The organism is Citrobacter sp. RHB25-C09, from assembly GCF_013836145.1.
Classification (GTDB): domain Bacteria; phylum Pseudomonadota; class Gammaproteobacteria; order Enterobacterales; family Enterobacteriaceae; genus Citrobacter_A.
The window spans coordinates 2,210,875-2,229,345 of the sequence record NZ_CP057483.1 but is presented as its reverse complement, the minus strand read 5'-3'; the positions used below and the strand labels follow the sequence as shown (position 1 = coordinate 2,229,345).

12 protein-coding genes are annotated in these 18,471 nt (G+C 52.9%); 8 read left to right on the top strand and 4 right to left on the bottom strand.

Features of this window, described 5'->3' with window-relative positions; translation table 11 throughout:
* Nucleotides 1-274: 274 nt before the first annotated feature.
* Nucleotides 275-880: an FMN-dependent NADH-azoreductase gene (gene azoR / locus HVY19_RS10350; RefSeq protein WP_181680525.1), complete on the bottom strand. Its 606-nt coding sequence runs from the start codon at nucleotides 878-880 to the stop codon at nucleotides 275-277.
* A gap of 199 nt (nucleotides 881-1,079) precedes the next feature.
* Here azoR and hrpA point away from each other — a divergent pair, with 199 nt between their 5' ends.
* Nucleotides 1,080-4,982 carry an ATP-dependent RNA helicase HrpA gene (gene hrpA / locus HVY19_RS10345; RefSeq protein ID WP_181680524.1) on the top strand — a complete coding sequence of 1,301 codons (3,903 nt, stop codon included), beginning with the start codon at nucleotides 1,080-1,082 and terminating at the stop codon, nucleotides 4,980-4,982.
* A 54-nt stretch (nucleotides 4,983-5,036) separates the two neighbouring features.
* Here the strand turns inward: hrpA and HVY19_RS10340 are convergent, their stop codons facing one another.
* Nucleotides 5,037-6,356 carry an MFS transporter gene (locus HVY19_RS10340; protein WP_181680523.1) on the bottom strand — a complete coding sequence of 440 codons (1,320 nt, stop codon included), beginning with the start codon at nucleotides 6,354-6,356 and terminating at the stop codon, nucleotides 5,037-5,039.
* A 386-nt stretch (nucleotides 6,357-6,742) separates the two neighbouring features.
* On the opposite strand from HVY19_RS10340, the gene HVY19_RS10335 reads away from it, so the two are divergent.
* On the top strand, nucleotides 6,743-7,543 hold the full coding sequence (locus HVY19_RS10335) for a YdcF family protein (protein ID WP_181684258.1): 801 nt from the start codon (nucleotides 6,743-6,745) through the stop codon (nucleotides 7,541-7,543).
* 197 nt (nucleotides 7,544-7,740) lie between these two features.
* Nucleotides 7,741-9,180 carry an aldehyde dehydrogenase gene (gene aldA, locus HVY19_RS10330; protein WP_181680522.1) on the top strand — a complete coding sequence of 480 codons (1,440 nt, stop codon included), beginning with the start codon at nucleotides 7,741-7,743 and terminating at the stop codon, nucleotides 9,178-9,180.
* Nucleotides 9,181-9,216: 36 nt separating this feature from the next.
* Here the strand turns inward: aldA and gap are convergent, their stop codons facing one another.
* On the bottom strand, nucleotides 9,217-10,218 hold the full coding sequence (gap, locus tag HVY19_RS10325) for a type I glyceraldehyde-3-phosphate dehydrogenase (RefSeq protein WP_181680521.1): 1,002 nt from the start codon (nucleotides 10,216-10,218) through the stop codon (nucleotides 9,217-9,219).
* A gap of 188 nt (nucleotides 10,219-10,406) precedes the next feature.
* On the opposite strand from gap, the gene cybB reads away from it, so the two are divergent.
* From cybB to HVY19_RS10310, 3 genes are all read left to right on the top strand, one after another.
* Nucleotides 10,407-10,934 (top strand): cytochrome b561, encoded by a 528-nt coding sequence (gene cybB / locus HVY19_RS10320; RefSeq protein ID WP_220132923.1) that lies wholly within the window; start codon nucleotides 10,407-10,409, stop codon nucleotides 10,932-10,934.
* A gap of 137 nt (nucleotides 10,935-11,071) precedes the next feature.
* On the top strand, nucleotides 11,072-12,190 hold the full coding sequence (locus tag HVY19_RS10315) for an S-(hydroxymethyl)glutathione dehydrogenase/class III alcohol dehydrogenase (RefSeq protein ID WP_181680519.1): 1,119 nt from the start codon (nucleotides 11,072-11,074) through the stop codon (nucleotides 12,188-12,190).
* Nucleotides 12,191-12,357: 167 nt separating this feature from the next.
* A complete protein-coding gene (locus HVY19_RS10310; RefSeq protein ID WP_181680518.1) occupies nucleotides 12,358-14,046 on the top strand; it encodes a methyl-accepting chemotaxis protein in 1,689 nt (562 codons plus the stop codon).
* A 45-nt stretch (nucleotides 14,047-14,091) separates the two neighbouring features.
* On the opposite strand, the gene HVY19_RS10305 is transcribed toward HVY19_RS10310, so the two are convergent.
* On the bottom strand, nucleotides 14,092-15,015 hold the full coding sequence (locus tag HVY19_RS10305; protein ID WP_220132922.1) for a LysR substrate-binding domain-containing protein: 924 nt from the start codon (nucleotides 15,013-15,015) through the stop codon (nucleotides 14,092-14,094).
* A gap of 427 nt (nucleotides 15,016-15,442) precedes the next feature.
* On the opposite strand from HVY19_RS10305, the gene HVY19_RS10300 reads away from it, so the two are divergent.
* Nucleotides 15,443-16,786, top strand: a complete 1,344-nt coding sequence (locus HVY19_RS10300; RefSeq protein ID WP_181680516.1) for a VOC family protein — start codon at nucleotides 15,443-15,445, stop codon at nucleotides 16,784-16,786.
* Between the two features lie 45 nt (nucleotides 16,787-16,831).
* On the top strand, nucleotides 16,832-18,340 hold the full coding sequence (locus HVY19_RS10295; protein WP_181680515.1) for a carboxylesterase/lipase family protein: 1,509 nt from the start codon (nucleotides 16,832-16,834) through the stop codon (nucleotides 18,338-18,340).
* The last annotated feature ends 131 nt before the right edge of the window (nucleotides 18,341-18,471 follow it).

Sequence of the window (18,471 nt, the reverse complement as noted above, 5' to 3'; positions counted from 1 at the left end):
AACCCCCAGAAGAAATGGCTATATTTTGCGCTTATGATTGTTTCGGAGCGAAAGTATGTGGGTAGTGAAGTGGTTTGCCTGGAATCGCTGGTTATTTATTGTGCTTAGCAGGGATGTCGCAGAACCTGAGCAGTTTCTCAGTCATTGCTGGGAAGAGAATGTGGCACAGTGCCGCAGTTACACCACCATCTGGCGTGATATGCAGCGGATTCATGCTAAAGCGAGACGATGAAGGCCAATCGTAAAACCTCCCGCCGGGGCGGGAGGCAGGAACTTACGCAGCAACGACGCTGTCAATGGCCGCTTTGGCGTCGGACTGGGCTTTAGATGCCACTTCCGGGCCGTAAGCAATCCCTTCTGCAAACACAAAGTTCACATCAGTAATGCCAATAAAGCCGAGGAACACTTTCAGATACGGTGCGATCAGATCCGTCGGGCCATCTTTGTGAATACCACCACGGCTTGAGAGGATCACTGCGCGTTTACCGGTGACCAGACCTTCCGGACCATTCTCGGTATAGCGGAACGTCACGCCAGCACGGGCAATCAGGTCGAAGTAGTTCTTCAGTTGCGTCGGAATGTTGAAGTTGTACATCGGTGCCGCGATAACAATGACATCGTGCGCTTTCAGTTCAGCAATCAGTTCATCAGAAAGGTCCAGCGCTTCCTGCTGACGAGGGGTGAGCGGAGTCTCGCTTGGTCGCATCGCGCCGACCAGTTCGCCATCCAGTACTGGAATCGGATTTGCAGCCAGGTCACGGACGGTAATATCATCAGCGGGATGTTTTTCACGCCATTGTTCAACAAAATAATCAGACAACTGACCAGACTGAGAGTACCCTGCCAGAATACTTGATTTGAGAACTAAGACCTTGCTCATGGTGTTTCCTTATCGTGTTTGAATGGGCTGAGCCCCGTTGCGTGTTGACACTTTATTCACAATCCTGCCACAGAGAAAGCGCAATATATCGAAGCCTATGTTCGAATTTATTGAACAACACACGAAATCCGCCGATGTGGTACTCTATACCTATCATTTAGAAGAGATTTAACCGGGCAGAAAGCTGCCATCTAACGCTATGACAGAACAACAAAAATACACAATTCATGCTTTACAACAGCAGCTTGAATCCTTAATGCTGCGCGACAAGCAGCGCTTTAGCCGCCGCCTGCACGGCGTGAAGAAGGTTAAAAATCCTGATGCTCAACAGGCCATTTACCAGGAGATGGCGAAAGAGATTGAACAGGCAGCCGGTAAGGTCGTGCTGCGTGAAGCGGCGCGTCCAGTAATCACCTATCCGGAAAACCTGCCCGTTAGCCAGAAGAAACAGGCGATCCTCGAAGCGGTGCGCGACCACCAGGTCGTGATTGTGGCGGGGGAAACCGGTTCGGGTAAAACCACTCAGTTGCCGAAAATCTGTATGGAACTGGGACGTGGGGTGAAAGGGCTGATAGGCCACACCCAACCGCGTCGTCTGGCTGCGCGGACCGTTGCCAACCGTATCGCCGAAGAACTGCAAACGGAACCGGGCGGTTGTATCGGTTATAAAGTGCGCTTCAGCGATCACGTCAGCGATAACACCATGGTCAAGTTGATGACCGACGGTATATTGCTGGCCGAAATTCAGCAGGATCGTCTGCTGATGCAGTACGACACCATCATTATCGATGAAGCGCACGAGCGCAGTCTGAATATCGATTTTCTGCTCGGCTATCTGAAAGAGCTACTGCCGCGTCGTCCGGATCTGAAAATCATCATTACCTCCGCGACCATTGATCCGGAACGTTTTTCGAAGCATTTCAACAATGCGCCGATTATTGAAGTGTCTGGCCGGACTTATCCGGTGGAAGTGCGCTATCGCCCGATTGTTGAAGAAGCTGATGACACTGAGCGCGATCAGCTCCAGGCCATTTTCGACGCAGTAGACGAACTGGGGCGGGAAAGTCCCGGCGATATCCTGATCTTCATGAGCGGCGAGCGCGAAATTCGTGATACCGCCGATGCGCTGAATAAGCTTAATTTGCGCCATACGGAAGTGCTGCCGCTGTATGCCCGGCTTTCCAATAGCGAACAGAATCGCGTGTTTCAGGCGCATAGCGGGCGGCGTATTGTGCTGGCGACAAACGTAGCCGAAACCTCTCTGACGGTTCCGGGCATTAAGTACGTTATCGATCCGGGGACGGCGCGCATCAGTCGCTACAGTTACCGCACCAAGGTGCAACGTCTGCCAATTGAACCGGTATCGCAGGCCTCTGCTAACCAGCGTAAAGGCCGCTGTGGTCGTGTATCTGAAGGCATCTGTATACGTCTTTATTCCGAAGATGACTTTCTGTCGCGCCCGGAGTTTACCGACCCGGAGATCTTGCGAACTAACCTGGCGTCCGTCATTCTGCAAATGACCGCGCTTGGGCTCGGCGATATCGCCGCGTTTCCCTTCGTAGAAGCACCGGACAAGCGCAATATTCAGGATGGCGTGCGCCTGCTGGAAGAACTTGGTGCGATCGCTACTGACGAACAAGCGACGGTCTATAAACTGACACCAATGGGGCGCCAGTTGAGTCAACTGCCGGTTGACCCCCGCCTGGCGCGCATGGTGCTGGAAGCGCAAAAACACGGCTGTGTGCGTGAGGCCATGATCATTACTTCGGCGTTGTCGATTCAGGATCCGCGCGAGCGCCCGATGGACAAACAGCAGGCATCAGATGAGAAGCATCGCCGCTTCCACGACAAAGAGTCTGACTTTCTCGCGTTCGTTAATTTATGGAACTACCTCGGTGAGCAGCAAAAGGCGCTGTCGTCGAATCAGTTCCGTCGCCAGTGCCGCGTGGATTTCCTCAACTACCTGCGCGTTCGTGAGTGGCAGGATATCTATACCCAGTTGCGCCAGGTGGTGAAGGAACTGGGTATTCCGGTTAACAGTGAACCGGCGGAATATCGCGAGATCCATATCGCGCTGCTGACCGGGCTACTGTCGCATATCGGCATGAAAGACGCGGATAAGCAAGAATATACCGGCGCGCGTAATGCCCGTTTCTCCATCTTCCCCGGTTCAGGATTATTCAAGAAGCCGCCAAAATGGACGATGGTGGCAGAACTGGTGGAAACCAGCCGGCTGTGGGGACGCATTGCGGCGCGTATCGATCCTGAATGGGTAGAACCTGTTGCGCAGCATCTGATTAAGCGCTCTTACAGTGAACCGCACTGGGAGCGGGCGCAGGGTGCCGTCATGGCGACAGAGAAAGTTACCGTTTACGGATTGCCGATTGTCGCGGCGCGTAAAGTCAACTATAGCCAGATCGATCCGGCGCTGTGTCGCGAGTTGTTTATCCGCCACGCGTTGGTTGAGGGTGACTGGCAGACGCGTCATGCCTTCTTCCGTGAAAATCTCAAACTGCGCGCGGAAGTTGAGGAACTGGAACACAAATCGCGTCGCCGCGACATTCTGGTGGATGATGAGACGCTGTTCGAATTTTATGATCAGCGCATTAGTCATGACGTGATTTCCTCCCGCCATTTCGACAGCTGGTGGAAGAAAGTCAGCCGTGAAACGCCGGATCTGCTCAACTTTGAGAAGAGCATGCTGATAAAAGAAGGTGCGGAAAAAATCAGCAAGCTGGATTATCCGAACTTCTGGCATCAGGGCAATCTTAATCTGCGGTTGAGCTATCAGTTTGAACCGGGGGCAGATGCGGATGGTGTTACCGTCCATATTCCGCTTCCGCTATTAAATCAGGTCGAAGAGAGCGGTTTCGAGTGGCAAATCCCTGGCTTGCGTCGGGAACTGATTATTGCGCTGATCAAATCGCTACCGAAGCCGGTGCGGCGTAATTTCGTGCCTGCGCCTAACTACGCAGAGGCTTTCCTGGGGCGTGTTACGCCACTAGAACTGCCGCTGCTGGACGCGCTTGAGCGCGAACTGCGTCGTATGACTGGCGTAACGGTCGATCGCGAGGACTGGCACTGGGATCAGGTGCCCGATCACCTGAAAGTCACTTTCCGCGTTGTCGACGAGAAGAATAAGAAGCTTCAGGAAGGACGCTCCCTGCACGATCTGAAAGAGGTGCTGAAAGGTAAAGTGCAGGAAACGCTCTCAGCAGTGGCGGATGATGGTATCGAGCAGAGCGGGCTGCATATCTGGAGTTTTGGTCAACTCCCGGAAAGCTATGAGCAGAAGCGCGGCAATTACAAAGTGAAGGCGTGGCCTGCGCTGGTGGATGAGCGCGATAGCGTTGCTATTAAGCTGTTTGATAACCCTCTTGAACAGCAGCAGGCGATGTGGGCTGGCTTGCGTCGGCTGTTGTTGTTGAATATTCCTTCGCCAATAAAGTATCTGCATGAAAAATTGCCGAACAAAGCCAAGCTTGGTCTGTACTTCAACCCCTATGGCAAAGTACTGGAGTTGATTGACGACTGTATTTCCTGCGGCGTGGATAAACTGATTGATGCCAACGGTGGGCCGGTCTGGACGGAAGAGGGCTTTGCGGCACTGCATGAGAAAGTGCGTGCCGAACTGAATGAGACGGTTGTCGATATTGCGAAGCAGGTCGAGCAGATCCTGACGGCGGTATTCACCATCAATAAGCGGCTGAAAGGGCGCGTGGATATGACGATGGCGCTCGGGCTTTCTGATATCAAAGCGCAAATGAGCGGGCTGGTATATCGCGGTTTTGTCACCGGTAACGGCTTCAGACGCCTTGGTGATACGCTGCGCTATCTCCAGGCGATTGAAAAACGGCTGGAGAAACTGGCGGTCGATCCGCATCGCGACCGCGCTCAAATGCTGAAAGTCGAAAGCGTGCAGCAGGCATGGCAGCAATGGCTCAATAAACTGCCGCCCGCACGGCGTGAAGATGATGACGTTAAGGAAATCCGCTGGATGATCGAAGAACTGCGGGTCAGCTATTTTGCTCAACAGTTAGGTACGCCGTATCCCATTTCCGATAAACGGATCCTGCAGGCAATGGAGCAAATTAGCGGTTAGTTTTGTAGGCCCGGTAAGCGCAACGTTACCGGGCCACAGATTGTTGCCTTCGGTTTACAGCTCACTGAACTGGGCGTTAGCGGAAGGGCCACGTTTTGTACGACTGGCAAAGAAAATGGCGATCAGTGAAATGGCGACGGTCGTTGCCAGATACCAAGCTACTGGTACCCAGTCGCCATCATATTTTGCCAGCAGTCCGGTGGCGATGAGTGGCGCAGTTCCCCCTGCCAGCGCAGCGCCAATCTGATAGCCCAGTGTGATCCCGGTGTAACGGACGTTAGCGCTGAATATTTCTGAGCACAGCGTACCCAGCACGGCGGTCACCGGTGCCCACAGCACACCAAACATGACGATTGTCGCCAGCATAATGCCCCAGGTGGTGCCGGTATTGAGTAGCAAGAACCACGGCACGATAAACAACCCGAGCAGAAACACGCTCGCGGCGTACATCCGCTTACGGCCAATTTTGTCGGACAGTAAGCCCATCAGGGGGATCATGACGGTGGCCACCAGTGCGCCGATCGTGACGGCTTCCAGTACCTGAGATTTCTGATAGGTCAGAGTGTTGGTGGCATAGCTGACCACAAAAGTAGAGAAAATATAGAAGGGTGCGGTTTCGACGACCTTGAGCCCAGCGGCGATTAACACTTCACGCCAGTGATGCGTCAGCGTGTCGCGTAGTGGAGCTTTAGCTACCTGTCCCGACTGTTTTACCTTTTTGAAATCTGGCGTTTCATCAATATCGCGACGGATCCACAGTCCTAACAGCACCAGCACTGAGCTTAACAGGAACGGAATACGCCATCCCCAGGAGAGGAAATCCTCTTCGCTAAACAATGTCATCAGCGAGACGATGAACGTCGCCATCAACATACCGATCGTTACACCTGCCTGCGGAATACTACCAAAGAAGCCTTTGCGTTTTTCCGGCGCATACTCATACGCCAGAAGCAGTGCGCCGCCCCATTCGCCACCGATACCCATGCCCTGGATAATACGCATCAGGATGAGTAGTACAGGGGCCCAGATACCAATCATTTCATAGGTTGGCAGCAGGCCGATCATCACCGTGGCGCCACCCATGAGAGAAAGCGTTAAAACCAGCGTTTTCTTGCGGCCAATGCGATCGCCGATGTGGGCGAAAATCACTCCGCCAATGGGGCGAATAAAAAAGGTCAGTGAGAAGGAAAGGTACGAGAGAATTAAGCCAATAACCGGGTCGACCATGGGGAAGAATATTTTATTGAAAACCAGTGCGGCGGCTGTGCCATACAGGAAATAGTCGAACCATTCGATCGCGCTGCCAGTCAGACTGGCGATGAGGACCTTTTTGTTTTTCTTGAGAATATTGGTAGTGCTTTCATGCGTTGTCATTGAGTCAGAACCTCGCCCGGAGAGAAAATTGAAGGTGGCACCCGGCAGCGCGAAAGGTGCAACCTGTTAGGTTAACAAAATGTGAAATTGTTAATTAAGCTAGGAAGGTTAGTCATATTTGACAAGCGACAGCAGCAAAATGGGTGCAAAAAAGCGTTAATATGACAGGGGAAATTTCTGTGAATTTAAAATATATGATCCATTCAGGTTATCATAATCTGAATGTGCGGGATAAAATACAGGTGCAACCACCTGTTTTTTAGACTTTTCTGGTTATTTTCGAAGGTGACTCCAAAAAGTTCCGGAAAAACAATGGGCAACGTTTCAGAGAGATCTGCTACTTAGGCACAGTGAGTACGGTACTCTACAGGGAAAAGAGAAGGAGCCTGATGATGCAACCATCCCCATTACTTTCCACTGCTTCCCTCGGGGCGATCAATACGATAGGACAATGGCTGGCGCAGGATGATTTCTGTGGCGGGTCCGCGTATCCGGCTGATTGTGTTGTGCTGGCGGGGAACGCCGTTATCCCGACCATTGACGCTGCGTGCCGAATCGCCAGCGAACAGCAGATCCCGCTATTCATCACCGGTGGAATTGGCCACTCAACGACCTTTCTGTATGCGGCAATCGCTTCACACCCACGCTATAACACGATTCCGACAACAGGGCGGACCGAAGCCGCTATTTTAGCGGATATTGCTCAACAGTTTTGGCAAATCCCGGCTGAGAAGATCCTGCTTGAATCACGTTCCACAAACTGCGGTGAAAACGCCAGTTTCAGCACCTGCCTGCTTGCGAAGTCCGAACTGACCCTCAATACGGCGATTGTCGTGCAGGATCCGACGATGCAGCGGCGGACGATTGCCACTTTTCGTCGGGTCACGCGTGACGATCCGGACGCGCCTCGCTGGTTGAGTCATCCGGGTTTTATTCCAACCTTATGTCAGCAGGAAGACCGAATTATATTTGCCAACCCGCAGGAAGGCGTCTGGAGTGTCGAGCGTTATCTTTCCTTGATTAGCGGGGAGATTCCGCGCCTGCGTAATGATGAGACCGGATATGGCCCACGTGGACGTGATTTTATTGTTCATGTCGATTTTCCCGCAGAGGTTGAGGCTGCCTGGCTGACTTTGCAAAATGATGGCACCCTGACTGCCGTTATGAATCACCGATCGCTGGCTTAATTTTTGCCCGTTTGATGTACTTTCTCCTCAAACGGGCATTAACACTTTCTTTGAATTCCCTCCCGGCCGGTTCAGGCAAGCTTCTTTTATGAAGCAGTTCACAGAATCCAAACGTTAACGGTGTCTTGCGCAGCAGAATTGAAATTAATTAACAATGATTTTACGTGTTAAATACATTTCAATCACAGGAGCAGCCCATGACCGTCCCCGTACAGCATCCCATGTATATCAATGGACAGTTCGTCACCTGGCACGATGACGCGTGGATCGATGTCATTAATCCGGCTACCGAAGAGGTGATTTCGCGCATTCCTGACGGGCGTGCGGAAGATGCCCGTAAGGCGATTGACGCCGCAGAGCGCGCGCAGGCAGGCTGGGAAGCCTTGCCCGCGATAGAACGCGCGGGTTGGTTGCGTAAAATAGCAGCAGGGATCCGCGAACGTGCGAGTGAAATCAGTGCGCTGATCGTGGCAGAAGGGGGCAAAATTCAGCAACTGGCTGAGGTAGAAGTCTCCTTTACCGCCAATTATCTCGACTATATGGCAGAGTGGGCGCGCCGATATGAAGGCGAGATTTTGCAAAGTGACCGCCCGGGCGAGAATATTTTGCTGTTCAAACGTGCACTGGGTGTTACCACCGGCATCCTGCCGTGGAATTTCCCGTTCTTTTTAATCGCACGCAAACTGGCACCGGCACTGTTAACGGGCAATACGATTGTGATTAAACCCAGCGAGTTCACGCCCAACAATGCAATTGCCTTTGCCAAAATTGTCGATGACATCGGCTTACCACGCGGTGTGTTCAACCTCGTACTGGGACGCGGTGAAACGGTAGGACAAGAACTGGCGGGCAACCCAAAAGTGGCGATGGTTAGCATGACCGGCAGCGTCACTGCGGGTGAGAAAATCATGGCGACAGCGGCGAAAAATATCACCAAAGTGTGCCTCGAACTGGGCGGTAAAGCGCCGGCGATTGTCATGGATGACGCCGATCTGGATCTGGCGGTAAAAGCGATTGTCGATTCCCGGGTGATCAACACCGGTCAGGTCTGTAACTGTGCCGAGCGCGTATATGTGCAAAAGGGCGTTTACGACCGGTTTGTGAATCGCCTCGGTGAAGCTTTAAACGCGGTACAGTTTGGCAATCCCGCGGAACGCACTGATATTGCGATGGGGCCGTTGATCAATGCCGCTGCGCTGGAGCGCGTGGAGCAGAAGGTCGCGCGTGCGGTAAAGGAAGGTGCCAGAATTGCACTGGGTGGTAAAACGCCAGAAGGCAAAGGTTATTATTATCCTCCCACACTCCTGCTGGATGTCCGTCAGGAGATGGCGATTATGCATGAGGAGACGTTCGGCCCCGTACTGCCTGTGGTTGTCTTTGAGACATTGGATGAGGCGATTGCCATGGCAAATGACAGCGATTACGGTCTGACGTCATCAATCTATACCCAGAATCTCAACGTCGCGATGAAAGCGATAAAAGGGCTTAAATTTGGCGAAACCTATATTAATCGCGAGAACTTTGAGGCGATGCAGGGTTTCCATGCCGGCTGGCGTAAATCGGGGATTGGCGGCGCGGACGGAAAGCATGGGCTGAATGAATATCTGCAAACGCAGGTGGTTTATTTGCAGTCCTGATTCCAGTGCGGCGGAGGCGTTCCTCCGCCGTCACAATCAGAGTTTAACGATTTTCTCCAGCGTGCGGATGAGCTGGGTAACAAATCCGTATTCGTTGTCATACCACGCCACGGTTTTAACCAGTTGCAGATCGCCCACCTCAGTCACTTCGGTTTGTGTCGCATCGAATACAGAACCGAAGTGCGAACCAATCACATCGGATGAAACAATTTCTTCGTCGGTATAGCCGAACGATTCATTGTTTGTTGTCGCCTGTTTCAGTGCGTTATTAACCTCTTCAGCGGTGACTTTCTTACCCAGAATGGATACCAGTTCGGTTACTGAACCGGTTTTTACCGGTACCCGCTGCGCATGGCCCTTCAGTTTACCGCTGAGTTCCGGTATCACGAGGCCAATTGCTTTTGCCGCGCCAGTGGTATGCGGAATAATGTTTTCTGCGGCGGCACGCGAAGCGCGTAGATCCTTACCGCGTGGACCATCAACCAGCGACTGCGTGCCGGTGTAGGCGTGAATGGTCGTCATGGTGCCGACCTGAATACCAAAGTTGTCGTGTAAGGCTTTCGCCATCGGTGCCAGGCAGTTGGTCGTGCAGGAGGCGACAGAGACGATCACATCGTTAGCGTCTAACGTCTCATCGTTAACGTTAAAGACAATGGTTTTCATATCGCCCGCCGGAGCGGATATGAGCACTTTTTTCGCGCCTGCATCGATGTGCGCCTGGGATTTTTCTTTCGACGTATAGAAGCCGGTGCATTCAATAATAATTTCCGCACCTTTCGCTTTCCATGGGATGTTTTTCGCCTCTTTCTCCGCATAAACCGCGATATGTTTGCCGTCCACTATCAGGGAATCTTCCGTAAAATCGACGCTCCATGGGAAGGGGCCGTAGTTGGAATCATGCTTCAACAGATAGGCGAGGATTTTCGGCGAGGTCAGGTCATTAATTGCAACGACATCAATGTCACTTTTGACTTCCAGTAATCGACGCAACACCAGGCGGCCAATGCGACCAAAACCGTTAATGCCAATTTTACTCATAATATTCTCCTGTCAGGATTGAAAAGCCGTTCAGTTTCCCTTTCCAGGCATAGACCAGTATCTCGGGGTGAGCAACGTCACATTTTGCCGTTATGGCTAACTCTCTGATAACCGATGAAGAAAACTTAATGAATTTTTAACAAAAGCTCGCTATGTTGACGCTTTATTGTTTTTATTCAGGAAATGTTATGGGCAATAAGTACTCAAGCCTGCAGATTGGGATTCACTGGCTGGTTTTTTTACTGGTGATCGTGGCTTACTCCGCGATGGAGTTTCGTGGCGCTTTCCCACGTGAATATCGTCCGCTTATCAATATGGTTCACGTCTCGTGCGGGATCTCTATTCTGGTGCTGATGGTGGCGCGTTTACTGCTCCGTCTGAAGTATCCTGCGCCGCCTATTGTGCCTAAACCGAAGCCTATGTTCACCGGACTGGCGCATCTTGGTCATCTGGTGATTTATCTGTTGTTCATTGCCTTGCCGATTATTGGCGTGGTGATGATGTATAACCGCGGCAATCCGTGGCTGGCATTTGGTCTGGTCATGCCGTATGCGGCGGAAGGGAACTTTGATCTGGTGGATACGCTTAAGGAGTGGCATGTCACGCTGGCGAATCTCGGTTACTTTGTGATTGCGCTCCACGCGGGGGCCGCGCTGCTGCACCATTATTTCTGGAAAGATAACACGCTGCTGCGCATGATGCCGCGCAAGCGTTAGTTGATTAAAAGATGTGCGGGGCGTTAGCCCCGCGCTGATGTTAAAACGCTGTAAATCCTGTTTCTCGTTGCCCTAAGGTGAGTAAGAGGCTAGCATCCCCAATAAACTAACCTCCTCGTAACATAGGGAAGAACAATATGAAATCACGTGCAGCCGTGGCATTCGGTCCAGGCCAACCACTGAAAATTGTCGAAATTGATGTCGCTCCGCCGAAAAAGGGCGAGGTTCTCGTTCGGATCACTCACACTGGCGTATGCCACACCGATGCCTTTACGCTTTCTGGCGACGATCCTGAAGGCGTCTTCCCGGCCGTTCTTGGGCATGAAGGCGGTGGGGTCGTCGTTGAAGTGGGCGAAGGGGTCACTAGCCTGAAGCCTGGCGATCACGTTATTCCGCTCTACACCGCAGAATGCGGCGAATGCAAATTCTGTAAATCGGGCAAAACCAACCTTTGTCAGGCGGTACGTGCTACGCAGGGGAAAGGGTTAATGCCGGATGGCACCACCCGCTTTTCATACAATGGTGAACCCATCTATCACTATATGGGTACCAGTACCTTTAGCGAATATACCGTTTGCGCCGAAATCTCCCTGGCGAAGGTGAATCCACAAGCGCCGCTGGATAAAGTATGCCTGCTGGGATGCGGCGTCACGACCGGTATTGGCGCCGTTCATAACACGGCGAAAGTGAAAGAAGGCGATACCGTTGCGGTATTTGGCTTAGGCGGCATCGGTCTGGCGGTGATTCAGGGGGCCGTTCAGGCAAAGGCAGGACGTATCCTTGCGGTTGATACCAACCCGGAGAAATTCAAGCTGGCAGGCGAACTGGGCGCGACGGATTTCATCAACCCGAAAGACTATGACAAACCCGTCCAGGACGTGATTGTAGAACTCACCGACGGCGGGGTTGACTACAGCTTCGAGTGTATCGGTAATGTCGATGTTATGCGTGCGGCGCTGGAATGCTGTCATAAAGGCTGGGGTGAAAGCGTTATCATTGGCGTGGCCGGTGCGGGGCAGGAGATTAAAACGCGTCCGTTCCTGTTAGTGACCGGGCGAGTCTGGCGTGGTTCCGCCTTTGGCGGGGTGAAAGGGCGCACCCAATTGCCAGGAATGGTTGAAGATGCCATGAGCGGGAAAATTCAGTTAGATCCTTTTATTACCCATCGTTTACCGCTGGAACAGATCAACGAAGCCTTTGACCTGATGCATTCCGGCAAATCGATCCGCACGGTTATACACTTCGGGGATAAATAATCCCATCGCCAGCGGCGATCGTCGCTGGCACCTTGTTGCACATTTAACAATATTGTTGTGAAACTGTGATGAGCGTTGCGCTTTTTACCATAAGCATACGTCACAGAATGCCGATGACTATCTAACGGGCGTGTAAACGCATTCATCCTACAAGAGAGTCGACGGTCATGGACAACACATCATCGATGCAAGCAGCCCCAAAGCTGGGTTTCCTGTATCAAATACGGCTGGTTCCGCTGTTTTCCTCCATTCTCGGTGGCATTATTTTGCTGTTCGCGCTGAGTTCTGCCCTGGCAGGCTATTTCCTCATGCAGGCGGACCGCGATCAGCGTGACGTTACAGAAGAGATTCAGGTGCGAATGGGGCTATCCAATAGCTCTAACCATTTACGCACCGCGCGCATCAATTTAATTCACGCTGGCGCAGCGAGTCGTATCGCTGAAATGCAGGATATGAAGGCGAATATCGCAGCGGCTGAAAAACGCATCAAGCAGTCACAGGACGGTTTTAACGCCTATATGGCGCGTTCGGTGAAGACAGCGGAAGATGAAGCGCTGGATGGCGATCTCAGCAACGCGTTTAAAGCGTACGTTGACGGCATGCAACCGATGCTGAAATTTGCCAGAAACGGTATGTTTGAAGCGATCATCAATCATGAAAGCGAACAGGCTCGCCAGTTGGATGATAGCTATAACAAAGTCTTGTTGAAGGCTATTGAAATCCGTACCGCTCGCGCGAATCACTTATCTGAACAAGCGCATCAGCGCACGCAGTTGGGCGTCATGTTTATGATTGGTGCCTTTGGTCTGGCATTGGCGCTGACTGTGATGACCTTCTTTGTGCTGCGTCGCACGGTTATTAATCCGTTGCAGCATGCTGCACAGCGTATCGAGCAAATTGCGGCGGGCGATCTGACCATGCCGGATGAGCCGACTGGACGCAGTGAAATCGGCCGTCTGAGCCGTCACCTGCAGCAGATGCAACATTCGCTGGTGAAAACCGTGGGCGCGGTGCGTCAGGGCGCTGAAGAGATCTACCGTGGTACCAGTGAAATATCCGCAGGCAACACCGACCTGTCGTCGCGTACTGAAGAACAGGCAGCGGCTATTGAGCAGACGGCGGCCAGTATGGAAGAACTGACCGCAACGGTGAAACAGAACGCCGATAACGCGCATCATGCCAGCAAACTGGCGGAAGATGCTTCCGGCAAGGCCAGTCGCGGCGGTCAGATGGTTTCCGGTGTTGTACAAACGATGGGCAATATTTCGACCAGCTCGAAGAAAATCTCTGAAATCACGGCGGTTATCAACAGCATTGCCTTCCAGACCAATATTCTGGCGTTGAACGCGGCGGTTGAAGCCGCGCGCGCGGGTGAGCAAGGTCGTGGCTTTGCCGTGGTCGCTAGTGAAGTACGCACGCTGGCCAGTCGTAGCGCCCAGGCCGCTAAAGAGATTGAAGGACTGATTAGCGAATCGGTACGCCTGATTGATCAGGGTTCCGGTGAAGTGGTTGCGGCAGGTAACACGATGACGGATATCGTCGACGCGGTCAGACGTGTCACCGATATCATGCTGGAAATTGCCGCCGCGTCGGATGAGCAGAGCCGCGGTATTGTTCAGGTGAGTCAGGCCATCTCAGAGATGGATAAAGTGACTCAGCAGAACGCCTCGCTGGTTGAAGAAGCCTCTGCGGCAGCGGCATCACTCGAAGAGCAGGCCGCACATCTGACGGAAGCCGTGGGCACGTTCCGCCTCACGACCGCAAGCGCGAAGAAACGTGCGGTGACAACAACTCATCAGCTATCGACGGCGAAACAACCGATCACCCCTGACGGGGATAACTGGGAAACGTTTTAACATCCACCCGGATATGGCGCGTAAGCGCCATATCCTTTGTCGGCCTCAGAAGGGTATGGATTTTCGAATCGCGCTGATAAGCGACTGAGCGCCTGCGGAGAGGGTGGAATCAACGCGGGTCAGGATACCAATGGGTTCGCCAGTGCCCTGCGACGGAACGGGTAATGACACCAGCGTCGCCTGCCGCAAATCCTCTTTCACCGCGCCGGAAGGCACAAACCACACGTAATCATAATCCACGGTAAGTTGTCTGGAGAGCGACGCGGAGAGCGTCTCTATGCATCCTGCGGGTAATTTGCAGCCCTGACTTTGCAGCAGGGCATCCGCGTGCTGTCGGGGAGCCGTGCCCTGAGGGGAAATTACCACCGGCCACTCCATCACGCGACTGAGCGTGACGTTTTCCTGGAGCAGCGGGTGGTTCGGGCGCACGACGAGCTTCATTGATTCCAGAAACAGCAGCTCATAGTTTAACCCGTTCATCAGATCAGGATCGGACATACGCCCAATCCCAATATCTATCTCACCCGTTTTCAGTCCGGCCAGCAGCATGGGGTTATTCATCGTGGCGACCTGTAAAGTGGTGCCTTTCTGCTGGCGGTGAAATTGCCCAATCACTGACGGCAGAATACCGAGCGCGGCGGTGGGAAGGGCGCCTATTCTTACAACATCATCGTTAATGCCTTCTTTACGATTGAGCGCTTGCCCGGCGGTATTGAGCGCGTCAAGCACTCTGACCGCATGGGTCAGAAACTGTTCGCCGGGGAGCGTGAGTTGCGCTCCGAGTCGCCCACGTTCAAACAGACGCGTGCCGGTCAGTTGCTCGAGTTCGTTAAGTGTTTTTGACAACGCAGGCTGGCTAAGGTTAAGGGTTTCGGCTGCACGCCCCAATGTTCCTTGTTGAGCGACAGCGACAAAAGTATGAAGATGGCGCAAGCGGATGCGCTGACTAAAAAGGCTATTTTTTTCCATAAGCGATGTTAAAAACAGAGCCGTGCCGGTGACAAGTAAAGTTGTTTGTTTTTGATAACTTGATTGCAAAATATTATTAACATTTAATCTTTTTAACTAACAGCGATTTCGTAGTCGGGGTGTAAAATGATCCATGTCCTCGGCCACCGTCATCCCCATAGTGATACCCTCTGTATCGCCTTCATGACTGCGCGTTGGCTGACGGCGTGACGACAACACTCCAGATACGCTTTCTGAAAGCAATAAAAAACAGTTTCTCCCGTGGCTGGAACGTAATCTGGGCCCCGATCAACATTAAACGTTGCCTCTGTGCAGGAAGGCCAAAAGATACACTGATGTCATGCGAGATCACACTTTGTAAATTCTTCTCCCCAGAGTGAAAAGCGTTTTCTAAACTCCAGGTAACATTCACTGGAGGCATGACATTATGGCGAACACCATCACGGCAGATGAGATTCGGGAGCATTTTTCGCAGGCAATGTCGGCAATGTATCAGCAGGAAGTTCCGCAATACGGCACGCTGCTCGATCTTGTGGCTGATGTGAATCTGGCCGTTCTGGAAAATAACCCCGCGTTGCATGAAAAACTGGCTAATGCGGATGAGCTGGCGCGACTCAACGTCGAGCGACATGGTGCGATCCGGGTTGGTACGGCTGAGGAGTTATCAACCCTGCGCCGGATGTTTGCGATTATGGGGATGTTTCCGGTCAGCTATTACGATCTGTCGCAGGCTGGCGTGCCGGTGCATTCCACCGCATTTCGTCCCATTGATGACGCGTCACTTTGCCGCAACCCGTTTCGTGTCTTTACCTCACTATTGCGTCTGGAGTTGATCGAGAACGCGTCATTGCGTCAGCGCGCCGCAGACATTCTCGCGCAGCGCGATATTTTCACGCCACGCTGTCGGGAACTGCTGGACCTCTGGGATGCACAAAGCGGATTTACCGCCGCCCAGGTTAAAGAATTTGTACGGGAAGCACTGGAAACTTTCCGCTGGCACCGGCATGCCACCGTGGATGAGCAAACCTACCATGCGCTGCATAACGAGCATCGTCTGATCGCCGACGTCGTCTGCTTCCCCGGCTGCCATATCAATCACCTGACCCCAAGAACGCTCGATATCGACCGGGTACAAGCGATGATGCCCGAATGCGGTATCGAGCCTAAAATTCTGATTGAAGGTCCGCCGCGTCGTGAAGTGCCCATTCTTTTACGCCAGACCAGTTTTAAAGCGCTTGAGGAGCCTGTGTTATTTGCGGGTGAAATGCAGGGCACACACACCGCGCGCTTCGGTGAGATTGAGCAGCGTGGGGTGGCGCTGACCCAGAAAGGACGTCGACTGTATGATGAATTATTGAATAGCGCCGGAACCGGTAAAGACAACCTGACGCATCAGTTGCACCTGCAAGAAACGTTCAAGGCGTTTCCGGACAGCGAGTTTCTGCTGCGCCAACAGGGACTGGCCTGGTTCCGCTATCGTCTGACGCCTTCGGGCGAGGCGCATCGAAATGCCATTCATCCGGGGGATGATCCCCAACCACACATTGAACGCGGCTGGGTGGTGGCGCAACCCATCACTTATGAAGATTTTCTGCCAGTCAGTGCTGCCGGCATTTTTCAGTCCAATCTGGGTAATGAAACGCAGGCACGCAGCCACGGTAATGCCAGTCGTGAGGCGTTTGAGCAAGCGTTAGGCTGTCCGGTCTATGACGAGTTTGCGTTGTACCAGGAGGCGGAAGAACGCAGTAAACGGCGTTGCGGCTTACTTTAATCAAGGTATCCTGTTGCAATCTACGGTTAACGGGTTTGCAAGGATATGATCGAGTCCCACCTTCCGCTGGCAGAAACAGCTCAGGGTAAATTGAGGGGTGTCGTTCAGGACGACATTCTCATCTGGCGCGGTATTCCCTACGCCGCGCCGCCAACAGGCGAACTGCGCTGGCGCGCTCCGCAGCCGGTTATGCCCTGGTCAGACATTCGAGACGCCAACACTTTTTCCTGTGCCAGTTGGCAGGATATTGAGTACTGCAAGGAACTCGGCGGCGGCGATCCCGGCGCGTTTTCTGAAGACTGTCTGTATCTCAATGTATGGTCGCCTGGCGTGCGTCAACAACGGCTTCCGGTCATGGTCTGGTTACACGGTGGCGGTTTCACCATTGGCGCGGGTAGCCTGCCGCCTTACGACGGCGTTGCCCTGGCTAAGCGCGACGTTGTGGTCGTGACGGTTAATTATCGCCTTGGACATCTCGGGTTCTTTGCTCACCCGGCGCTGGACGATGAAGCGGGTGAAAAAATCAATAATTTCGCGCTACTCGATCAGATCGCTGCGCTGCGTTGGGTGCAGAAGAATATTGCTGTATTTGGCGGCGATCCTGAAAACGTCACGCTGTTTGGTGAATCGGCAGGTGCCCGTAGTGTACTCTCGCTGTTAGCATCGCCGCTCGGTAAGGGGCTTTTTCATAAAGCGATTATCCAGAGCGGCTATACCTTACCGGATACCCCGCGCGAGACTGCGCTGGAGAATGGCGTTGCCCTGGCGGAACATTTTGGTTTACATCAGGCCACCACTGAACAGCTCCGTGCCATTCCACCCGAGGCCTTCTGGCCGTTGACTGCACCGTTGAAAATTGCGCCGACGCCTGTCTCCGGCGATGCGGTATTACCCGAACCGATGCTGGACGTTTTTTTAGCCGCCCGTCACCATCCGGTGCCCATCATGATAGGTTCAAATAGCGACGAAGCCAGCGTCATGGCGGTTTTTGGTGTCGACCTTGCCGGACAAATCGCCAAAATCCGCCGGGAGCAGCGTCTTGGTCTGGGGATTATTAAACTGCTTTATCCGGGTGTGAAGGGAGATGAAGAGCTTGGGCGGCAGGTCTGTCGGGACATGGCGTTCACTGCGCTGGGTTATGTGGTAATGCAGGCGCAGCAGCGGGTTGGCGAACCCTGCTGGCGCTACTGGTTTGACTATGTCGCGGAATCGGAACATGAAACCTACCCCAACGGTGCCTGGCATGGTAATGAAGTCCCGTATGTCTTTGATACGCTGATGCTTGCCGAACCGTCGCGGAATTATGTGAACGGGAACGATCGTGCATTTGCCGCTCAGGTTGCCGACTACTGGGTGAATTTTGCCCGACATGCAAGTCGCACGTGCGATACGCTAGACGGACCGGTGCGTTGGCCGGCCTGTGTTCAGGGGCGCGATCGATTACTGCGTATGGGGCTGCACAAGCATGCGGGCTTTCGCGTTGAAAACCGCTTTATGCGCGCCCGACTGGCGCTGTTCAAACGGGTCATGGCTCATCATGTCAGCCTTGATTAGCATGACAAACGTTGAAAGTTTACGCGCATAGCTTTACCTGCGATTCGGTCTGTTCTTATCGACACAAAATATTTTCCGTTTTGCGCAGATTATCAGCGCTCAACAATTGGATTATTAATGATTTTTGTCTA